The following is a 19514-nucleotide window of genomic DNA, read 5'->3' as shown; positions in this document are numbered from 1 at the left end:
ATCGTCCCAAGGCCGTTTTCCTGCCTACGCAGGAGAACGGCGTTGGGACGAACGTCAATCAACCGTCAGTCGGTCCGCCTCAGTCGAAGCTCGCGCCCCACTTGCGGACCGGACGGTCCTTCCACAGGCCACGATGATATGCATCCGACGCCAGCAGCGGCATGACCGAACCGGCTTCAGCGAACACCATCTGCTCGATGCCCGTGTTCACCTTGCCCCACGATGCCGCTTCCTGCAGCGTCGACGACGAGCACGCACCGTCGCGCACGTCCGCAACCGTGATCTGCACCGCATACTTGTGCACCTGGACGTCGTCGTGGCCGAGAATTTCGGCGCAGACGACCGTATCCTGGATGAAGTTCTTCGGCACGCCGCCACCGATCATCAGCAGGCCCGTGGTGCCCGCCTTGATCTTGATCTCGGTGAGCTCGCGGAAGTCGGCGATCGCGTCGAGCACCATGTACGGCTTGCCGGCCTTCACCGCATCGACCTGGTGCTTAACCAGCCCGAAGCCGGCTGACGAATCGACGAACGCCGGGCAGAAGATCGGCACGTCATGCTCATAGGCGAGCTTGACGAGGCTGTTCTCCTTCTTGCCGTGCTCGACGAGATACTTGCCCATCTCGCGGATGAACTCGCGGCTCGAATAGGCGCGTGGCTCTAGCGTCTCGGCGATCTCGAAGATCGTGTGGTCGACGTGCTGGAGCTCTTCCTCGTCGATGTAGGTGTCGTAGATCCGGTCGATCATCAGCGAGCGCAGCACGTCGTCGTGCGGCACGTCGAGCGCCTGGTAATGCTTGTGGCCGAGGCCCTCGAAGAAATCCATGTCGACGATCGTCGCGCCGGTCGCGACGATGCCGTCGATCATGTTGTTGCGCAGCAGCTCGGCATACAGGTCCATGCAACCGCCGGCGCTCGTCGAGCCCGCGATCACGAGGAAGATCGTGCAGTCCTTGTCGGCCAGCATCTGGTTGTAGATGTCGGTCGCACGGCCGAGATCGCGGCTGGTGAACGACATCTTCTTCATCGCGTCGACGATCGGCCGCGCGTCGAAGCTGGTGATGTCGATATGCTCGACGGTGGTGGAAAGGAGTTCCGCCTTGCGTTGCGCGTTGGCGCGAGTGTCTTCGGTCATAACATGCTCCATAAATCCCCCTTCCGCTTGCGGGAGGGGTTAGGGGAGGGACTGAAATATCCGCGAACGCCACGCTCGCGGACAAGCCCTCCCCCGACCCCTCCCGTAAACGGGAGGGGAGGAAGAAGGGCGCGGTACTAAAGCTTGGTTACAGCTTGACGACGTTCGACGCGAGGTCCTGGAAACGTTCGTCATACAGCGAGACCATCGGCTCGTCGGTGACGATCACCGTCTCGTCCGACCCGAACCCATTGAACGCGGTCCGCATCGCCGAGCCGTATGCGCCGAGCATGCCGATCTCGATGTAATCGCCGGCCTTCGTATCCGCGGGCAGCATGAACGGGCCGACCATGTAATCCATGTCGTCGCACGTCGGACCGTAGAAGCTGAACTCCATGTCCTTCGCCCGGCTGTCCGGCTCGCGGAGCAGCTCGGTCGGGAAACGCCAGCCGATATGCGCCGCATCGAACAGCGCGCCATACGCACCGTCGTTGATGTACAGCTCGGTCCCGCGACGCTTCTCGACGCGCACGATGATCGACGAATATTCCGCGCACAACGCCCGGCCCGGCTCGCACCACAGCTCGGACGAATAGCTGACCGGCAGCGATTCGAACGCACGGTGGATCGTCTCGAAGAAATGCTCGAGCGGCGGGGGCTCCATGCCGGGATAGGACGACGGGAAGCCGCCGCCGACGTCGATGACGTCGACCGTGACCGCCGCCTCGACGATCGCCGCACGGACGCGCTCCATCGCGTTCGAATAGGCCTCCGGGGTCATCGCCTGCGAACCGACATGGAAGCAGATGCCGAGCGCGTCCGCTGCCTGGCGAGCCGCGAACAGCAGCTCCTTGGCTTCATGCGGTGCCGCACCGAACTTCGACGCCAGCGACAGCTTCGAATGCTCCGACGACACGCGCAAACGAACGCAGAGCGTCAGGTCGGTGGCTTCGCGGGTAGCACGAACGACCTTGTCGAGCTCTTCCAGGCTGTCGAGGCTGAAGGTCCGGACGCCGTGCGTGAAATACGCCTCCGCGATCGCTTCCTCGGCCTTGACCGGGTGCATGAAGCACAGCGTAGCCTCGGGAATCGTCCGTGCGACGAGGCGCACTTCGGCGATCGACGCCACGTCGTAATGCGTGATGCCATTGTCCCACAGGATCTGCAGGAGTTCGGGAGACGGGTTCGCCTTCACCGCATACATCGAGCGGCCCGGGAACTTCTCGACGAAGAACCGAGCGGCGCGCGCAGCAGCGTGCGGACGAACGAGCGTGACCGGATTGACCGGACGCCCTTTAGCGATGTCGATGCCGCTCCCGATGTGGGAGGTGTCGGCGGTCGAATGGGCTTTCGCTAACCCCAGCGCGATATGATGCTTGACCAATTCAAGGGACCTCCAATGTCCTGAGACAAATTACGAAAACACTGCCTTGCGGTTGGAAGTCCCATGGGGCAGCGGAAGCGCGATCTAGGGTTACGCGCCCCCCATGTAAATAGCGTTTGGCGGATAGGAGACGGCGTGTGACGATTTTGCGACAACCGACGCGGGCAGGGGTGCGGGACGCCGCGGAAAAGATCGCCCGCATACTCCCGCCGACGCCGCTGTTCATCAGTGAAATCAAGGGCGTGCCGGTCGCTTTCAAGGCCGAGTCGTTGCAACCAATCGGCGCCTTCAAGATTCGCGGCGCGTGGCATCGTCTCACCGCATTGGACGAGGTTACGCGACAAAAAGGCGTCGTCGCGTTCTCCTCGGGCAACCACGCGCAGGGAGTCGCCTGGGCGGCGAAACGCCTCGGCATCGCGGCGACGATCGTGATGCCGTCGGACGCACCGCGACTGAAGCGCGAGTCGACGTTGGCGCTGGGCGCGGAGGTGGTCACCTACGACCGCGCCACCGAAAGCCGCGAGACGATCGCCGCAGGGTTGGCGGAGGCGAGGGGCGCAACGCTGGTCCCGAGCTTCGACGACCCGTGGATCATCGAGGGGCAGGGGAGCACAGGAATCGAAGCGGCTGCACAGATGGCGGCGCTAGGCATGGGCGTGCCCAGCCGCGTCGTGATCCCCTGCGGCGGTGGCGGCCTGTCGGCAGGCATCGCGCTGGCGTTGAAGGACAGCGCGATCACCGTCGTCGAACCCGAAGGCTGGGACGACATGCGCCGCTCCCTTGAAGCGTCCTGGATCGAGCCCGTTGGCCCCAACCCGCCACCAACCGCCTGCGACTCGCTCCAGACCTTGCGCGTGTCGCCGCTGACGTTCGACGTCCTCTCGCGCCGCGACGCGACCGGCGTCGCCGTCAGCGAACTTGAGATCGCTGCTGCCCAACGGTGGGCCGCGGAGAAGCTTCGGCTGGTTATCGAACCCGGCGGCGCGGTCGGGTTGGCGGCGGTCCTGGCCGGCAAGGTGAAGCTCGAACCCGGCCTGCTCGTCATCTTGTCCGGCGGCAACGTCGACCTCACCGCCTATGCCAAGGCGATCGCCGGCTGATCACGAGGGCGGGAGTATCTTCACTGCCGGTTTTGCGCAGGCATAAGCTTGCTTGTAGCTCTGGTTCCAGCAGGCGACGAACCCGTCGAGAATGTTCAGGTTCATCGGCCACGCATAGGCGCGAGGCTGGCCGTCGGGACCGACCGGAGCATAGCCGGCGGGGCGGGGAAGTGCGGCGAGCTTGGCCCGCGCGGTGTCCAATGCGGGGAGGTCGCGACGCAGGAACGCGATGCTGCCGTCGACATACAGGTTCCAGCCAAACCCCGCATCCTCTTCAACCGGTTTCCGCGCGGCCTCGAGCAGAGCGATCGCCCGCGTCGTCTGCCCCGCGTTCGCGCGCAACTGACCTTCATGCCATTGCAGCAGCCCGGCGGTGCGTAGGTTGGCGGGATGAGCCGCGCGCCACTCGGCGATCAGCTCGGCCGCCTGCGCATCGCAACCAGTGTTCGCGAGCGTACGCCAGCCGCCCGTCATGGCCTGATCGAACGCGCGTTCGTCGAGCGCCATCATCGCTGGCTTGTCGTACCGGCACTCGGCTGGGGTCGGTGTCTGCGCGGCGATCATCGCGAGAAAGACGAGCATGGAACCTCCGACTATCCGATCGAAGTCGTCAGGCTATTGCTGCGGGTGACGTGAAGTCAACGCGCTTCAATCCGGCAGCGAGGTGGCGTAACGAGCGGCATGAACGCCACCCTCACCAGCATCGCCGCCGCCGCACCCGCCATCGCCATGCTGGGCATGTTCGCATGCCTGATCGGCGGGACCGCGCTGATCGTGAAGAAGCGCGATACGAAAAAGGGCGTGCTGATGCTGGTAATGGCCGCAGTCTTGCTAGCCAACGTAGCAATCTGGACACTCTAACTCCCTCGCCCCTGCGGGGAGAGGGAAGGGGCCCGCCGCGCTTGCGGTGGGAAGGGAGAGGGGAGTTCGGGAGTGCTAGCCCATCCCAACTCCCCCTCATCCGACGCTGCCGCGCCACCTTCTCCCCGCGGGGAGAAGGACAAAATCACCGGATGGGCGAGTTCGGGTCCAACCGCATATCGAGGTACTTGTCCACCGACCCCATCAACTCCGGCATCTCATGCTCGAAGAAGTGGTTAGCCTTCGGGATCGTGTCATGATGGATCGTGATGTGCTTCTGCGTCCGCAGCTTATCCACCAGCTTCTGCGTAGCGCCCGGCGTCGCGACCTCGTCGGCCTCACCCTGGATGATGATCCCGCTCGACGGGCACGGCGCGAGGAACGTGAAGTCGTACAGGTTCGCCGGTGGTGCGACCGAGATGAACCCGCGGATCTCCGGCCGGCGCATCAGCAGCTGCATGCCGATCCACGCGCCGAAGCTGACCCCCGCGATCCAGGTCGTCTGCGCCTCGGGATGGAAGCTCTGCACCCAGTCGAGCGCGCTCGCCGCATCGCTCAGTTCGCCAACGCCGTTATCAAACACGCCCTGGCTCTTCCCCACACCGCGGAAGTTGAACCGCAGCGTCGCAAACCCACGCCGCTGGAAAGTCTTGTACAGCTGCTGCACGATCGCGTTGTTCATCGTGCCACCGGCTGACGGATGCGGGTGCAGGATCATCGCGACAGGTGCGCGCGGACGTGGCCCCGGCGCAAAACGACCTTCGAGACGGCCTTCGGGACCGGGGAAAATGACTTCTGGCATGGGCACTCGCGAGCTGGGATACGCACTCGGGTGGAGTGCCGGATTATCGACGCTATATAAGGTCCGCGCCCCTTTTCGCAATTGGAACCGACCCTGGCCCGTACCGAAGCCCGCATCTACCTCGATCACGCCGCCACCACGCCGATGCACCCCGAGGCTGTCGCGGCGGTGATGGAAGGCATGGCGCGCTGGGCGAACCCCTCCTCGCCGCATGCCGAGGGGCGGGCGGCAAGGGCTGCGCTGGAGGGTGCGCGCAAGCGGATCGCGCAGGCGCTGGACTGGCCGCATCACGTGATCCTGACCAGCGGCGCGAGCGAGTCCGCGGCGTTGGCGCTACGTAGGCGCCCCGGTGTTGCGGTGGCTGCAGTCGAGCATGATGCGGTCCTCCGCGCGGCCGAACACCCTGTAATGCTGGAAGTCGACGCAGGCGGTATCGTCGTGAACGGGGAGGGCGCTCAGACGATCGCTCTGCAATCAGCGAACAGCGAAACCGGCGTTCTCCAGGACCTACCCACCGGTCTCTGGATAGCCGATTGTTCGCAGACAGCTGGCAAGCTCCCGCTTCCCAACGCGGACCTGATCATCGTATCTGCGCACAAGCTCGGCGGCCCTCCCGGCATCGGCGCGCTGCTGGTCCGCGATCTCGGTCTGCTCGACCCAACGGGCGGGCAGGAGCGCGGCTATCGCGGCGGTACCGAGAACTTGCCCGGCGCGCTCGGGTTCGCCGCCGCACTCGAAGCCCCTCGCGACTGGTTCGCCGACATGGCCGACCTTCGCGCCAAACTCAACAAAGCCGTCCTTGCGGGCGGCGGCGAGATCGTTGCGCACCATTCGCCGCGCATCCCGACGATCGCCTCCTACCGCATGCCCAGCGTCAGCTCCGCAGCCCAGTTGATCCGCCTCGACATGGCGGGGTTTGCGGTATCGGCGGGCAGCGCGTGCTCGTCGGGCAGCATGCGCCCCAGCCACGTGCTCGCCGCAATGGGATATTTCCCCGAAGCCGCCGCCGAAGTCGTCCGCGTCAGCTTCGGCTGGACCACGACAGCCGAAGATGTCGCAAAGTTCGCCGAAGCCTGGACGCGGATCGCCCAGGACATAAATCGCCCTGGGAGACTGGGGGCATGACCTACCTCGACTATCAGGCGACCACCCAGCTCGCGCCCGAAGCGCTCGCCGCGATGCTCCCGTGGCTCGAATCACAGCACGCCAACCCGCATTCCCCCCACCGCGAAGGCCGTCGCGCCAAAGTCGCCGTCGAAGTCGCCCGCGACCAGGTCGTCGAGCTGCTCCCCCCCGGTGGGCGCGTCGCGTTCACCAGCGGCGCGACCGAAGCACTAAACTGGGCGATCAAGGGCACGACTGGCCCGATCGTCACACTCGCCACCGAACACGCCGCCGTCCTCGACACGGTCGCAGCGGAAGCGGCGAGGGGGCGCCAAGTCACGATCCCCCCGGTCAACCCAGACGGCGTGGTCGACCTCGACCAAGCCCGCGCCGCGATCCAGCCCGGCACCGGCCTCGTCGCCGCGATGCTCGTCAACAACGAGATCGGCGTCATCCAGCCGATCGCTGCGCTCGCCGAGATCGCCCACGCAGCCGGCGCGTTGGTGCTCTGCGACGCGGTGCAAGGCTATGGCCGCGTTTCGATCCCCGACACCGTCGACCTCATCGCGATCTCCGCGCACAAGATCCACGGCCCCAAAGGCATCGGCGCACTCTGGATCCGCGACGGCGTCAATCCTGCCCCGCTGATGCACGGCGGCGGGCAGGAAGCCCCCGGCCGCTCGGGCACGCTGTCACCCGCACTCTGCACAGGCTTCGGCGTCGCCGCACAACTCATGGCCGGCCGCAAGGCCCAGGACGCCGCGCACATCGATCGCCTCTGGTCGCTCGCACTCGATCGCCTCGGTCCCGACTGGACGATCAACGGCTCGACCGAACACCGCTACCACGGCAACCTCAACGTCCGCCGCGCAAACCTCGACGTGAACCGCCTGATGTCCGACCTGCGCGACATCGCCTTCTCCGCCGGTTCCGCCTGCGCGAGCGGATCAGGCCGCTCCAGCCACGTCCTCCGCGCGATCGGCCTCACCGAAGCGCAGGCGCGGTCCAGCATCCGCCTCGGCTTCGGTCGCTACACCACCGAAACCGAACTCCGCGACGCCATCGATGCGATCGTCGCGGCAGCGGAGACGCAATGGCCATGATCGTCCACTTCATCGCCCGCGACGGCACCATCAGCAGCGTTGCGGCCAACCCCGGCGACCGCCTGCTCGACGTCGCGCAAGCCGGCAACCAGCCGCTCGAAGGCACCTGCGAAGGCCAGCTCGCCTGCGCGACATGCCACGTCATCGTCAATGCGGCCGACTTCCCCAAGCTGCAGCCCGCAAGCGAAGACGAAGAGGACATGCTCGATCTCGCGCACAATGCGACGCGCACCAGCCGTCTCGCTTGCCAGATCCGCCTGACCGAAGCGCTCGACGGCGTGACCGTGCGCATACCCGAATAAACGACAGCAAAGCTTACAGGAAGACAACGGGCGGTTCAGGGACCGTCCACGGCCGCGGACACACTATCCCCTCATCGCCTCAATGTACGAGGTCTTGAGAGGAGTACCGAGCATGAAGATCATCACAATGTTCGCCGCTGGCGCCCTGGCCGCGGGAACCCTGTTTGCGTCCGCCCCCGCCGATGCGCAGCGCCACGGCTGGGACGGCCCCCGCGGGGGTGGCGGCTGGCACGACGACCGCGGACGGCATGGCAATCGCGGCTGGCATGGTGACCGTGGCTGGCGGGGCGACCGTGGCTGGCGCGGTGGAGATCGTGGCTACCGTGGCTATGGCGGCGGGTATCGTGGCGATCACGGCTACCGCGGCGGCGGCTACGGCTATCGCGGACCCCGCGGATACGGCCGCTCACGCGTCGTCTGCCGGATTGAGCGTGGCTATTACGGCCCGGTTCGTCGCTGCTTCCGCCGCTGATACGGAACCGTAACGACCGTCTTTAGTTTGGTAACATAGGTTGCCGGGCTCGGGAGGGCCCGCACCCAGTAGGAGATTATCATGAAGTTATTCACCCTCGCCGCCGCTGGTCTCGTCGCACTGACCGGCCTTGCCCCCGTCGGGATCGCCGCCGAAGCCTCGGCACAGCGCACCGTCGTCCATGAGCGGACCGTCGTTCGCCACGACGATCGCCGCCCCGGCTACCGTCGTCACGCCGTGCGCACGCGCCAGGTTTGCCGCAACGTCTATCGCAACCATCACCGCCAGCGCGTCTGCCGCACGGTTCGCGTCAGCCGCTGATCGAATAGCCGCGATTACTAAAGCGGCTTGATCATCCCGCCCGACCCCGCCATATGCGCCGCGGGAGTCGGGCGGACGTGGTCGTCGCCAACTTGGTCAGATCCGGAAGGAAGCAGCCACAACGACTCAGCTACGGGTCGTCCCGGCTCCCACCGCGAATGCCAGAAGACTGGCATGAGCGCGGCCAGCGGCGCAAAGCGTCGTCTGACGATGCGGCTTAGCCGCAGCGCACCTTCTAAACTTCTGGAACTCGTCGACCCCGGCAAGCCTTAGCTTTGGCCTTGCGTGTTCCTGAAACGTTCCGAATCGCTGTTCTACGTCGCAACGCTGTGCCAAGATCGGCCCATGCCCCGCACGCCCTCCATAATAAGCCCCGCGCCAAGCCCCCGCGACCCTATCGGCGAGCAAAGTGCAGACCTCTCCCAGCGTCTGCACTTCCTATACTTCACTCCCCTTCGACAGCACGCGCAGCACCCGCTATGACGACCGCAATGTCAGATTCCTTCGACCTGGGCGAACCCCCGCAGCCGACTAAAGCACCGGATGCCCCCGCCTACCGCGTGCTCGCGCGCAAATACCGTCCGCAGACCTTTTCCGAGCTGATCGGGCAGGACGCGATGGTCCAGACGCTCGGCAACGCGATCAAGCGCGACCGGCTCGCGCACGCCTTCCTGATGACCGGCGTCCGCGGGGTCGGCAAGACGTCGACCGCACGCCTGATCGCCAAGGCACTCAACTGCATCGGCCCCGACGGCGACGGCGGCCCGACGATCGATCCCTGCGGCGTCTGCGAACCCTGCCGCGCGATCGCCGAGGGCCGCCACATCGATGTGATCGAGATGGATGCCGCCAGCCACACCGGTGTCGACGATGTCCGCGAGATCATCGACGCGTCACGCTATTCGGCGGTCACCGCGCGCTTCAAGATCTACATCATCGACGAAGTCCACATGCTGTCGAAGAACGCGTTCAACGCGTTGCTGAAGACGCTGGAGGAGCCGCCCCCGCATGTAAAATTCCTGTTCGCGACGACCGAAGTGAACAAGGTCCCCGTGACGGTCCTGTCGCGCTGCCAGCGGTTCGACCTTCGCCGCATCTCCGCCGAGCAGCTCGCCAAGCACTTCGCCTGGGTGTCGACCGAAGAGGGCGTCGTTGCCGATCCCGAGGCACTGATGCTGATCGCGCGCGCCGCGGAAGGCTCCGCGCGCGACGGCCTCTCGATCCTCGACCAGGCGATCGCGCATGCCGGGCTCGAAGGCGGCGGCGTGACGGCCGATGCGGTCCGCCAGATGCTCGGCCTGTCGGACCGGGGCGCGGTCCGCGACCTGCTGACGCTGATCCTGGCCGGCGACGTGGCAGGGGCGCTCGCCTCGATGCGCCGCCAATATGATTACGGCGTCGACCCACTGTCGGTGCTCCGCTCGCTGCTCGAAACCGTCCACGGCATCACGCTGACCAAGGTCGGCACGCCGGCGGACGCTGCGCAGCCGATGGAGGAGCGTGCGGCACGCGAGGAATGGGCCGCATCGCTCGGCTTCCCCGCGCTGCACCGGTTGTGGCAGCTGTTCCTCAAGGGTCATGACGAGGTCGCCAAGGCTGCGCTGCCGATCGAGGCCGCGGAGATGGCGCTGTTGCGCGCGATCTACGCCTCGACGCTGCCCGACCCCGGCGAGCTCGCGCGGCAGATCGCCAGCGGTGCGACCCCCGCAGCTGCACCAACGGTGCCGCCGCCACCTGCGCCCCCGTCCGGCGAAGCGCCGCCCTGGAACGCTGGAGCTACGGCGAAGGCGCCCGAACCCGCAGCGACCGGCCCGATCCTGCCGCCGACGTTCGAAGCGCTGGTCGATCTGCTCGACGAATCAGGCGGCCTCGCGATCGCCGCGCGTCTTCGTCACGGCGCACGCGTCGTCAGTTACTCGCCGCCCGAATTCGTCCTCAGCGGCAGTCGCCCGGTCTCGGCCGACACGCTCGCCGAACTCAACACGCTGTTGAAGAGCGTGACGCGGACCGCGTGGAAAGTGTCGATCGTCGACGCCCCTGGCGCGCCGACGCTGCGCGAGGCGCAGGACGCCGCCGACGCCGCGGTGCGCCAGGCTATTCTCGAATCCCCCATCATGAAGGCCGCGGTGGCAGCGTTTCCCGACGCCCAGCTAGAATCGTGGCCCGGCCAAAGGAGCAACGCATGAAGAATATCGATGAAATCCTCGCGATGGCGCAGAACGTCCAGAGCGAACTCGAAAAGGCGCAGGCCAGCCTCGATACGATCGAGGTCGAGGGCGCGTCCGGCGGCGGGCTCGTCAAGGTGAAGGCGTCCGCCAAGGGCCGTATCATCAACATCGCGATCGACGATTCGCTGATGCAGGTGAGCGAGAAGCAGATGCTCGAGGACCTCCTCACGGCCGCCTTCAACGACGCGCGCGCGAAGGCCGACGCGGTATCGGGCAGCGAGATGTCGAAGATGACCAGCGGCCTGCAACTGCCGCCAGGCTTCAAGCTGCCGTTCTGAACCAAATCGGGTTCGTTTCGGCGCGGGAACAATCGTTCTTCGGCCGGCGTTGCGCTCTCCAGTAATCAGGGAGAGTCAAAATGGCCGAAGAGCGTATCGTCGAAACCCCGACCACCCACACCACCGTTATCGAGCGCCGGAGCGGCGGGGGCGGCACGCTGATCGCCGTCGTATTGTTAATTGCGGTGCTGATCGGCGGCTATTACCTGTTCAGCCGCCAAGGCGCGCAGAACAGCAAAGACGCGGCGATCACTTCGGCGGCGAAGAGCGTAGGCAGCGCAGCCGACAAGGCCGGCGACGCGGTCGAGAAGTCGACGCAGTAACGTCTGCCAAGGGCATGTGTCCCCTCGAAGGTGGGGACACAGCCTGGCCGTGGCCTAGGCAGGGGTGCTAGCTCCTAAAGGTCGCGGTGCCCTTATCGAAGACAGCTATCCAACCCATCGTTCCGGACAACCGAAACCCGCCGCGACAGCGTATTCCCGTGCTTCCGCACGAACCCATGAGGATCGATCGCAGCCCGCTTCTTGGGCAACGGCAACACGGCGGCAATCCGCCCCGCCTCGGTCGGCGACAGCTTCGACGCATCGTGGTTGAAATACCGGATCGCCCCAGCGTTGGCGCCGTAGGTCCCGATCCCCGTCTCGGCGATGTTAAGATACACCTCCATGATCCGCCGCTTCCCCCACAGCGTCTCGATCAGCACGGTAAAATACGCCTCGAACGCTTTCCGCACATAGCCGCCACCCTGGAACAGGAACGCGTTCTTCGCGGTCTGCTGGCTGATCGTCGACCCACCGCGGATCCGCCCGCCCTGCGCGTTGCGCGCCGCAGCCCCCGCCATAGCCTTAAAATCGAAGCCGTGATGCGAACAGAACCGCGAATCCTCGCCAGCGATCGCCGCGCGTGCCATGTCAGGATCCATTTCCGACAGCGGCATCCAGTCCTTGGTCACGCCGTGGCCGTTGATGACGTCACCCATCATCGTCCAGGTGAACGGCACCGGCACGAAGCGATAGACTCCGACCCACGCTACCGTGATCAGGACGAAAGCGAAGACGATCTTGGCGGCGATGTGGATAAGGCCCATCGCCGCTCCTTATGCGATCGTCGCGGCCTCGCCAATGACCGCACGGGCGGCGGTCACGCCAGTTTCGTACGCGCCGTGGGCTGTGGAGAAGTCGAACGCGTGGCATGCTTCACCGGCGAAGTGGATACGGCCGTCGACCGAGGCGGCCAGGACGGCACGCTGCCCGGCCCTGCCAATTCGCGCGTGACTGTAGCTACCGCCGATATAGGGTTCGTGCCGCCAGCGGGTCGCGGCCAGTGGCGTGAAGCGCTTGCGCCAGTCGCTGCCGAGTAACCCTACGAGTTCGTCGATCGCGAACTGTGCCGCATCGCCGTCCTCCAGCATCTCCGCGCAGTCGCCACCAAAGAAGCTCTCGACGATCGGCCAGCCGAACGGAGAAAGGCGGTGGCTGGCGGTGCAAGCGCTGTAGGGGTTGCCGACTAAGTGCGCGTTGGTCGGCCATTCGGGGCGGTCGACGTGGAGGAACACCTTGTCCGCAAGGCCGAGCGGAAGGTCCGCGGCGGCGGCATGCTTGTCGGGGAGCGGCGGGTCGAAGATAATCTGCGACCGCGCGAGGGCGGTGGTGGGGACGCAGACGATGACGTGGTCCGCTTCGATCGTTCCAGCCGGGGTGTCGAGTTTGATGCGGCGGCCGCTGTGGTCGATGCGCGTTACCGGGGTGGAGAGGCGGATATTCAGATCGGCGGCATGGCTGGCGACGAGCGTGCCGTAGCCTTCCTTGACCGTCCAATTGTCGTCGGTGGCGGCTTTTTCGTAGGCTGCCCAATCGTGGAGCGAGACTTGCGCGAGGTTTGCGCCGTTGGCGTAGCCGGAGATCGCGTCGATCTTCGGGCGCCATTTGTTGTCGGGGGCGATGAAGTCGGAGAGGGGGCGGTCGAGGCCTTCTAGAGCGGCAAGGGCTCGCTCGTTCCAATCTTGGTAGGCTTTGGCAGAGGCCGACTGATCTTCGGGTGGAAAACCAAGGTTGTGCCACTGGGTGCGCCAGTTCGCGTCGGAGCGATCGACGGTGAAGCCTGTTGCCTCAGCAATGTCGGTCCACGGGTTGCGCTGGGCGGAATGCAGCCAGCCACAACCGGCGTCTACATGTTCCCCCGCGAAGGCGGGGGTCCAGTCTGGGCCCCCGCCTTCGCGGGGGAACAAGCTTTTCAGGGAAAGGCAATGGGCTCGGCCACCTATACGGTCGCTGGCTTCGACCAGTAGGACCTCATGCCGCGCATCGTGCAGCGTCCGTGCCGCAGCAATACCGGCCGCACCGCCGCCGATGACGACGGTGCGCACCATGTTACGCTGCCAGCAGGCGCTTCTCGCCGGCGATCCGCATCATCGCCTTCTGCAGCTTCTCGAACGCACGCACCTCGATCTGCCGCACGCGCTCGCGCGACACGCCGTAGACCTGCGACAGTTCCTCGAGCGTCTTCGGATCGTCCGTCAGGCGACGCTCGGTCAGGATATGCTGCTCGCGTTCGTTGAGGTCATCCATCGCCGACACCAGCATCGAGTGGCGAACGTCCGCCTCCTGCGCATCGGCGACGATCTTGTCCTGCAACGGCGCATCGTCCTGCAGCCAATCCTGCCACTGGCCTTCGCCGTCCTCACGCATCGGCACGTTGAGCGACGTGTCACCGCCCATCGCCATGCGACGGTTCATGCTTACTACGTCGGTTTCGGCCACACCGAGATCTGTCGCAATTTTGGTGACGTGTTCGGGGCGCAGATCCCCGTCCTCGAACGCATCGAGGCGGCTCTTCATCCGGCGCAGGTTGAAGAACAGCTTCTTCTGCGCGGCGGTGGTGCCCATCTTCACGAGGCTCCACGAGCGCAGGATGTATTCCTGGATCGAGGCACGGATCCACCACATCGCATAGGTCGCGAGACGGAAGCCACGCTCTGGCTCGAACTTCTTCACGCCCTGCATGAGCCCGATGTTGCCCTCGGAGATCAGCTCCGATGTCGGCAAGCCGTAGCCGCGATAGCCCATCGCGATCTTCGCCACGAGGCGGAGATGCGAGGTCACCAGCTGCGCCGCGGCCTCGGTGTCGCCATGCTCCTGAAAGCGCTTGGCGAGCATATATTCCTGCTCGGGTTTCAGGAGGGGGAATTTCTTAATCTCGGCGAGATAGCGATTGAGACCCGCCTCGCTGCCGAGCGCAGGAATCGTCGCTGGAACGTTGGAGCGGGCTGCCATTGTCGTAATCCCTTTCTGCTGACCCCGATTGCCGCAATGCGGCATAGGACCGGTTATCTATACGTGAAGCTGGGTGAACAGTTCCTGCATGTCTGCGGGCATTTCGCTTTCGAACGCCAAAGCGATGCTTTTCACCGGATGGATGAACCCCAGATGCGCCGCGTGCAAGGCCTGCCGGCGGAAACCGAGCGTTTCGAGCAGCGACTTCTGAGCTTGCTTTGTTCTACCATAGACCGGGTCCCCCAACAAGGCGTGGCCGATCGACGCCATGTGCACGCGCACCTGATGCGTACGGCCCGTCTCCAGCCGGCACTCGATCAACGCCGCACCGCGGAGCGCCGTGATCGTCGAGAAATGCGTCACCGCGCGCTTGCCACCCTCGACGATCGCGATCTTCTTCCGGTTCTGCGGACTGCGCGCGAGCGGTGCGTTGACCGTCCCGCTCGGCGGGCGCGGGACACCGCCGACGATCGCCTTGTAGCGGCGGTCGATGCTGTGGTCGTGGAACTGCTTCGCCAGGCCTTCGTGTGCGCGATCCGTCTTGGCGGCGATCATCAGCCCCGACGTGTCCTTGTCGATGCGGTGGACGATGCCGGGCCGCGCGACACCGCCGATGCCCGACAGATTGCCGGCGCAGTGATGGAGCAGCGCATTGACGAGCGTCCCGTCGAAGTTCCCCGCGGCAGGGTGGACGACGAGCCCGGCGGGCTTGTCGATCACGATCAGGTCGTCGTCCTCATAGGCGACGACGAGCGGGATATCCTGCGCTTCGTTGTGCAGCGGCGTCGGCGGAGGGATCACAACCGCGAAAACCTGGCCTGCCGCCGCCTTCTTCGCCGAATCGCGCCACTCGCGACCGTTGAGTGACACCTGGCCCGCGGCAATCAGCGCTTTCAACCGCTCGCGCGACATATCGGGAAGCACTTCGGCGAGCGCACGATCCAGCCTCCAGCCATCCGTGGCCGGTGTGATCGATGCTTCGACGATGGAAACCCCCCGGTCCATGTCCTACCGATGTGGCGATGAGCGTGACGATTTCAAGCGAATTGCTGCAGCGGCTGGTCGCAGAAGCGGCTGCGTCGCCGGATGCGGAGGTCTGCGGGCTGCTGTTCGGGGCGGCGGGACGGATCGAAGCGACGGCAGCGTGCGCGAACGTAGCGGCGAACCCCGCGCGGACGTTCGAGATCGATCCAGCCGCGTTGTTCGCCGCGCATCGGCACGCGCGATCGGGCGGGATGGCCGTGATCGGGCATTATCACTCGCATCCATCTGGTTTGCCTGTTCCGTCTCCGCGCGATGCGGCGCAGGCGATGGGGGACGGGGCGGTCTGGTTGATTATCGGCGCGGGTCGAGCGCGCGCCTGGCGATCGGTCGACGTCGGAGCATTCGTCGAAGAGGCGATCGACTGCACGTAAGGCTCGTCGAATTCAGTCGTGCCGGGCCCTTCGGCTACGCTCAGGAGAGCCTCGTTCCGGCATCCACCGTTCCGCCCATCCAATAGCCGTTAGTCTGCGGAATCGTGGACCCCGGAACAGGGCCGGGGTCACGGGGCGGGTTTGGTCCGCTTCTCCCAAGCCGTCGCACTTGCGCAGCGGCTGCACCCCCGTCACAAGACCCTCCAGAATTAGGGGATTTTCATGACGGTCAGCCCGGTCGATTTCGCGAGCCTGCTCTGTTCGCGCCTGTGTCACGACCTGCTCTCACCGGTAGGAGCGTTGAACAACGGACTGGAACTGCTCGCTGACGAGACCGACCCGGCAATGCGCGAGCGCGTGATTCAGTTGCTCGCCGACAGCGCACGCGCGTCCGCGAGCAAGCTGAAGTTCTTCCGCCTGGCCTTCGGGGCGGCGGGCGGGTTCGGCGAACTGGTCGATACACATGAGGCGCGCACCGCGATCGAAGGGCTGGTTGCCGAGAACAAGCGGATCACGTTCGTCTGGGCGGTCGAGACGACGGCGATGCCGCGGTCGGCAGTAAAGGTGCTGCTCAACCTCGCGCTGGTCGCGACCGAATCGCTCGTACGCGGCGGTACGATGGAGGTAGGCGCCGAGGACAATGACGGCCAGCTGGAGATCGTCGTCAAGATCGAGGGGGCCCGTATCGTGCTCGATCCCGAGATCCGGCGTACGCTGGTCGAGGGCGAGGGCGTTCACAACGTCACGCCACGCGCCGCAGCCGCGTACATGATCAAAACGCTGGTCACCGAGGCTGGTGGAACGGTGATCGTCTCCGAGCCCGCCGATGACATAATGATCTTCGGTGCGGTCTTCAGCGCGCGGTAAGCGCGTCGAGGTTCGCGATCCTGCGTGCGGGGAGGAATCGAAGCACCGGTTCTTCCTACCAGAGCTAACGCGCTCTTAACCTCCACCATGCATGACGGTGTCTCGAACGCGGGGCCGGCATGGACGATCTGTTACAGGAATTCATTGCCGAGACGCGCGAAACGCTGGGAGCGATCTCCGGCGAGATCGTCGCATGGGAGGCGCAGCCCGCCGACGGCGCCCGCCTCGATGCGATCTTCCGCTTCGTGCACACCGTCAAGGGAAGCTGCGGGTTTCTCGACCTGCCGCGACTTGCCCGGCTCAGCCATGCGGCGGAAGACGTGCTGGCCGCCGTCCGCGAGGGCAAGCGAACGCCCGATACGGCGCTCGTCAACGCGGTGCTCGGCATCGTCGACCGGATTTCTGAGATCGTCGAGGCGATCGATGCAGGCTCGGCGCTGGACGATTCGGGCGAGGACCTACTGATCGCCGCGCTTGCCCCGGACGCGCAGCGTCAGGCGGCGGCTGTAACCGTTCCGGCCGCTTCGGTACCCGCCGGCCGCGCCACCAGTCGCAGCGTACGCCTCAACGTCGATCTGCTCGATCACATGATGAGCGGCATGTCCGAGATGGTTCTGGCGCGTAACGAGCTGGCGCGGCGGCTGCGGGACAGCGATGTCGACCCGAAGGTCGAGGCCGCGCTGGAACGCCTGTCGCTGACCGTCGCCGACATGCGCGACACCGTCACGCGGACGCGCATGCAGAAGGTCGATGCGCTGTTCTCCGCGTTGCCGCGGATGGTGCGCGATACCAGCGCGGAGCTGTGCAAGGCGGTGAACCTCGTGATCGAGGGCGCCGATGTCGAACTCGACCGCGAGATGATCGAGTTGATGCGCGATCCGCTGGTCCATATCATCCGCAACTCGATCGATCACGGAATCGAGACGCCGATGGTGCGCCGCGTCGCCGGCAAGCCCGAAACGGGGCGTCTGGTGGTTTCCGCGCGCCAGTCCGGCAACCAGATCCTTATCGAGATCAGCGACGACGGGCAGGGCATCGACGTAGCCCGGATTGTCGCCAAGGCCGCGGAGCAGAATCTCCACACGCTCGCCGAACTCGCGGCGATGAGCGCGACCGCCAAGCTCGACCTGATCTTCGCACCCGGCCTGTCGAGCCGCGATACCGTCACCGCCACGTCCGGTCGCGGCGTCGGCATGGACGTGGTCCGCGCGAACATCGAACAGATCGGCGGCCGGATCGTCCTGACCAACGATCCGGGGCGCGGGCTTCGCATCGTCATCCACGTGCCGCTGACGCTGTCGATCCTGTCGACGATCATCGTCGGTGTCGGCACGCAGCGCTTCGCACTCGCACGCCAGTCGATCGAGGAGATCGTGACGGTCCGCGGCGATTCCGTACGGATCGAGGCGATCGGCGACGCCGCGGCGGTGCTGGTCCGGGGGCGCCGGATGCCGCTGGTTTCGCTCGGTCATCTGTTCCGCCTCGGTACCGAGCCGCCGCCGACCCTGGTGATCGTGTCGACCCGCGAGGGCGAGTATGCGCTGGGTGTCGATACCGTGATCGATACCGAGGAACTGGTCGTGAAACCGGCCTCGCCCGCGGTGATGGCGACCGGTGTCTATGCGGGGAAGACGCTGCCCGACAACGGCCTGCCGATGCTGTTGCTCGACGCATCGGGCATAGCCGCGGTGGCGGGGCTGCGCTTCGCGCCGGTGGTCGTGCACGATGCAACCGCCGACGAGGTGGTCGTCCCAGGCGTGCCGGCATTGCTGTTCGACGATCTCGACGGCCAGCGGCGCGCGATCGCGCTGGCGGTGATCGATCGCGTCGAGCCCGTCCCGACCAGCGCGATCCGCTGGACGGCCGGAGCGATGCGGCTGTCGGTCGGCGATGCGATCATCCCGCTTCACGCGGTCGGAGAGATCGGCGACCGGAGCGAAGTCGCCGTTCTGCGGCTGACCGACGGCGAAAGCGAGATGGCCTATGCGATTGCCGATGCGATCGAGATCGTGACGCTGCCCGCCGAGATCGCGCCGGCGCGTCGCTCCGCGTCGGGCGGGACCGGACCTATCGCCGGTGTCGTGCTGATCGCTGGCGAGCAGATCGAACTGGTCGATCCGCATGCTCTGTTTGCAGGCGAGCCAGTGACGATCGCATCGCCGCCGGTATGCCTGTTGCAGGTCGACGGATCGGGCTGGATGGAAACGTTCCTCAAGCCCGCACTGGAGGCGTCCGGTTATCGCTGCGTCACCGCGCTGGCGGCGGGCGAGACGGCCGCGGTCGCGCTGGCGATGGAGGACGCACCGGTTCGGGAGACTCTGGCTCCGGTTGTGACGTTGCGGCGTGCGCGCAATGCCGAGGGCGACGGTGACGCGAGCGTCTATCGTTATGACCGGCCTGCCTTGATCGCGGCGATCGCCGCTCGGAGGGGCCTGTGACCGAGTTGTTCCTGATCGCGCATATCGCCGGTCGCGGTGTCGCGATCGATACCGCGCAGGTCGATTCGGTGGTCGACATCGGCGAGGTCGTCGCGGTGCCGCGCGCGAGCACGTTCGTACGAGGATTGGCCGCGCTGCGCAGCCGGGTGGTGACGGTGATCGACACGGGTACCGCGCTCGGCCTTTCGCCGACGCCCGACACGGTGCGGCGCGCGGTGATCACGGTCGTCGACGGGCATCATTACGCGATACTGGTCGATTCCGTCGAAGACGTCGCGCCGTTCGTGCGGCTGCCCCTGTCGTCCGGACTCGCGCTGCAAGGCGGCTGGGGCCGGGCGGGCACCGGCATCGTCGAGCGCGACGGAGACCCGTTGCTGATACTCGATCTGGTGGCCGTCATTCCTGCGACGCCGCTGGCCGCTTGAGTCTGAA

General features: G+C 65.8%; 22 protein-coding genes and 1 other RNA gene. 15 read left to right on the top strand and 8 right to left on the bottom strand.

Features of this window, described 5'->3' with window-relative positions:
- Nucleotides 1–79 precede the first annotated feature (79 nt).
- Together C8J45_RS13215 and C8J45_RS13210 are read right to left on the bottom strand one after the other, a co-directional pair.
- Entirely contained in the window at nt 80–1135 is a 1056-nt protein-coding gene (locus C8J45_RS13215) for a deoxyhypusine synthase (RefSeq protein WP_107963621.1), read from the bottom strand.
- A gap of 148 nt (nt 1136–1283) precedes the next feature.
- Nucleotides 1284–2519, bottom strand: a complete 1236-nt coding sequence (locus C8J45_RS13210; protein WP_107963620.1) for a type III PLP-dependent enzyme — start codon at nt 2517–2519, stop codon at nt 1284–1286.
- A 137-nt stretch (nt 2520–2656) separates the two neighbouring features.
- On the opposite strand from C8J45_RS13210, the gene C8J45_RS13205 reads away from it, so the two are divergent.
- Entirely contained in the window at nt 2657–3619 is a 963-nt protein-coding gene (locus C8J45_RS13205; protein WP_181321216.1) for a threonine/serine dehydratase, read from the top strand.
- Here C8J45_RS13205 and C8J45_RS13200 read toward each other — a convergent pair whose 3' ends face one another.
- On the bottom strand, nt 3620–4201 hold the full coding sequence (locus C8J45_RS13200) for a hypothetical protein (RefSeq protein WP_107963618.1): 582 nt from the start codon (nt 4199–4201) through the stop codon (nt 3620–3622).
- Between the two features lie 99 nt (nt 4202–4300).
- Between C8J45_RS13200 and C8J45_RS13195 the strand changes: the two genes are divergently transcribed.
- Entirely contained in the window at nt 4301–4480 is a 180-nt protein-coding gene (locus C8J45_RS13195) for a hypothetical protein (protein ID WP_107963617.1), read from the top strand.
- A 145-nt stretch (nt 4481–4625) separates the two neighbouring features.
- Here the strand turns inward: C8J45_RS13195 and C8J45_RS13190 are convergent, their stop codons facing one another.
- Nucleotides 4626–5282 (bottom strand): alpha/beta hydrolase, encoded by a 657-nt coding sequence (locus C8J45_RS13190; protein ID WP_056048342.1) that lies wholly within the window; start codon nt 5280–5282, stop codon nt 4626–4628.
- An 81-nt stretch (nt 5283–5363) separates the two neighbouring features.
- Between C8J45_RS13190 and C8J45_RS13185 the strand changes: the two genes are divergently transcribed.
- The 9 genes from C8J45_RS13185 (at nt 5364) to C8J45_RS13145 (ending at nt 11413) form a co-directional block, all read left to right on the top strand.
- Complete coding sequence (locus C8J45_RS13185) at nt 5364–6407, top strand: cysteine desulfurase family protein (RefSeq protein WP_258191446.1); 1044 nt, start codon at nt 5364–5366, stop codon at nt 6405–6407.
- A complete protein-coding gene (locus tag C8J45_RS13180) occupies nt 6404–7489 on the top strand; it encodes a cysteine desulfurase family protein (protein ID WP_107963616.1) in 1086 nt (361 codons plus the stop codon). The genes C8J45_RS13185 and C8J45_RS13180 overlap by 4 nt, the downstream gene beginning before the upstream one ends.
- Nucleotides 7480–7791 (top strand): 2Fe-2S iron-sulfur cluster-binding protein, encoded by a 312-nt coding sequence (locus C8J45_RS13175; RefSeq protein ID WP_107963615.1) that lies wholly within the window; start codon nt 7480–7482, stop codon nt 7789–7791. Before C8J45_RS13180 ends, C8J45_RS13175 begins: the two co-directional genes overlap by 10 nt.
- A 112-nt stretch (nt 7792–7903) precedes the next feature.
- Complete coding sequence (locus C8J45_RS13170) at nt 7904–8263, top strand: hypothetical protein (protein ID WP_181321215.1); 360 nt, start codon at nt 7904–7906, stop codon at nt 8261–8263.
- An 81-nt stretch (nt 8264–8344) separates the two neighbouring features.
- Nucleotides 8345–8584 (top strand): hypothetical protein, encoded by a 240-nt coding sequence (locus tag C8J45_RS13165; RefSeq protein ID WP_107963614.1) that lies wholly within the window; start codon nt 8345–8347, stop codon nt 8582–8584.
- Nucleotides 8585–8644: 60 nt separating this feature from the next.
- An RNA gene (ffs, locus tag C8J45_RS13160) (signal recognition particle sRNA small type) lies at nt 8645–8740 on the top strand.
- A gap of 335 nt (nt 8741–9075) precedes the next feature.
- Nucleotides 9076–10770 carry a DNA polymerase III subunit gamma/tau gene (locus C8J45_RS13155; protein WP_107963723.1) on the top strand — a complete coding sequence of 565 codons (1695 nt, stop codon included), beginning with the start codon at nt 9076–9078 and terminating at the stop codon, nt 10768–10770.
- Nucleotides 10767–11090 carry a YbaB/EbfC family nucleoid-associated protein gene (locus C8J45_RS13150; protein WP_060524617.1) on the top strand — a complete coding sequence of 108 codons (324 nt, stop codon included), beginning with the start codon at nt 10767–10769 and terminating at the stop codon, nt 11088–11090. The genes C8J45_RS13155 and C8J45_RS13150 overlap by 4 nt, the downstream gene beginning before the upstream one ends.
- Nucleotides 11091–11170: 80 nt before the next feature.
- Entirely contained in the window at nt 11171–11413 is a 243-nt protein-coding gene (locus C8J45_RS13145; protein ID WP_107963613.1) for a hypothetical protein, read from the top strand.
- 92 nt (nt 11414–11505) lie between these two features.
- On the opposite strand, the gene mtgA is transcribed toward C8J45_RS13145, so the two are convergent.
- The 4 genes from mtgA to C8J45_RS13125 are packed head-to-tail and all read right to left on the bottom strand — an operon-like array spanning nt 11506 to nt 15367.
- Complete coding sequence (gene mtgA, locus C8J45_RS13140; RefSeq protein WP_107963612.1) at nt 11506–12177, bottom strand: monofunctional biosynthetic peptidoglycan transglycosylase; 672 nt, start codon at nt 12175–12177, stop codon at nt 11506–11508.
- Nucleotides 12178–12186: 9 nt separating this feature from the next.
- Nucleotides 12187–13458, bottom strand: a complete 1272-nt coding sequence (locus tag C8J45_RS13135; RefSeq protein WP_107963611.1) for an NAD(P)/FAD-dependent oxidoreductase — start codon at nt 13456–13458, stop codon at nt 12187–12189.
- A gap of 1 nt (nt 13459) precedes the next feature.
- Nucleotides 13460–14362 carry an RNA polymerase sigma factor RpoH gene (rpoH, locus tag C8J45_RS13130; RefSeq protein WP_056048373.1) on the bottom strand — a complete coding sequence of 301 codons (903 nt, stop codon included), beginning with the start codon at nt 14360–14362 and terminating at the stop codon, nt 13460–13462.
- A gap of 57 nt (nt 14363–14419) precedes the next feature.
- Nucleotides 14420–15367: an RluA family pseudouridine synthase gene (locus tag C8J45_RS13125; RefSeq protein ID WP_107963610.1), complete on the bottom strand. Its 948-nt coding sequence runs from the start codon at nt 15365–15367 to the stop codon at nt 14420–14422.
- A 17-nt stretch (nt 15368–15384) separates the two neighbouring features.
- Here C8J45_RS13125 and C8J45_RS13120 point away from each other — a divergent pair, with 17 nt between their 5' ends.
- The 4 genes from C8J45_RS13120 to C8J45_RS13105 all read left to right on the top strand — a co-directional run bounded on the left by C8J45_RS13120 (nt 15385) and on the right by C8J45_RS13105 (nt 19507).
- Nucleotides 15385–15777: a M67 family metallopeptidase gene (locus C8J45_RS13120; protein WP_107963722.1), complete on the top strand. Its 393-nt coding sequence runs from the start codon at nt 15385–15387 to the stop codon at nt 15775–15777.
- A gap of 222 nt (nt 15778–15999) precedes the next feature.
- Nucleotides 16000–16644, top strand: coding sequence for a histidine phosphotransferase family protein (locus C8J45_RS13115; RefSeq protein WP_107963609.1), 645 nt, complete (start codon nt 16000–16002; stop codon nt 16642–16644).
- A gap of 119 nt (nt 16645–16763) precedes the next feature.
- Entirely contained in the window at nt 16764–19082 is a 2319-nt protein-coding gene (locus tag C8J45_RS13110; RefSeq protein WP_107963608.1) for a chemotaxis protein CheA, read from the top strand.
- Nucleotides 19079–19507, top strand: a complete 429-nt coding sequence (locus C8J45_RS13105) for a chemotaxis protein CheW (protein WP_107963607.1) — start codon at nt 19079–19081, stop codon at nt 19505–19507. The genes C8J45_RS13110 and C8J45_RS13105 overlap by 4 nt, the downstream gene beginning before the upstream one ends.
- Nucleotides 19508–19514: the final 7 nt, after the last annotated feature.

The organism is Sphingomonas sp. PP-CE-3G-477, from assembly GCF_003050745.1.
In the GTDB taxonomy this organism is placed as follows: domain Bacteria; phylum Pseudomonadota; class Alphaproteobacteria; order Sphingomonadales; family Sphingomonadaceae; genus Sphingomonas.
Note: the sequence above shows the minus strand (reverse complement) of the source record. Positions and strands in the feature narration are given on the sequence as shown.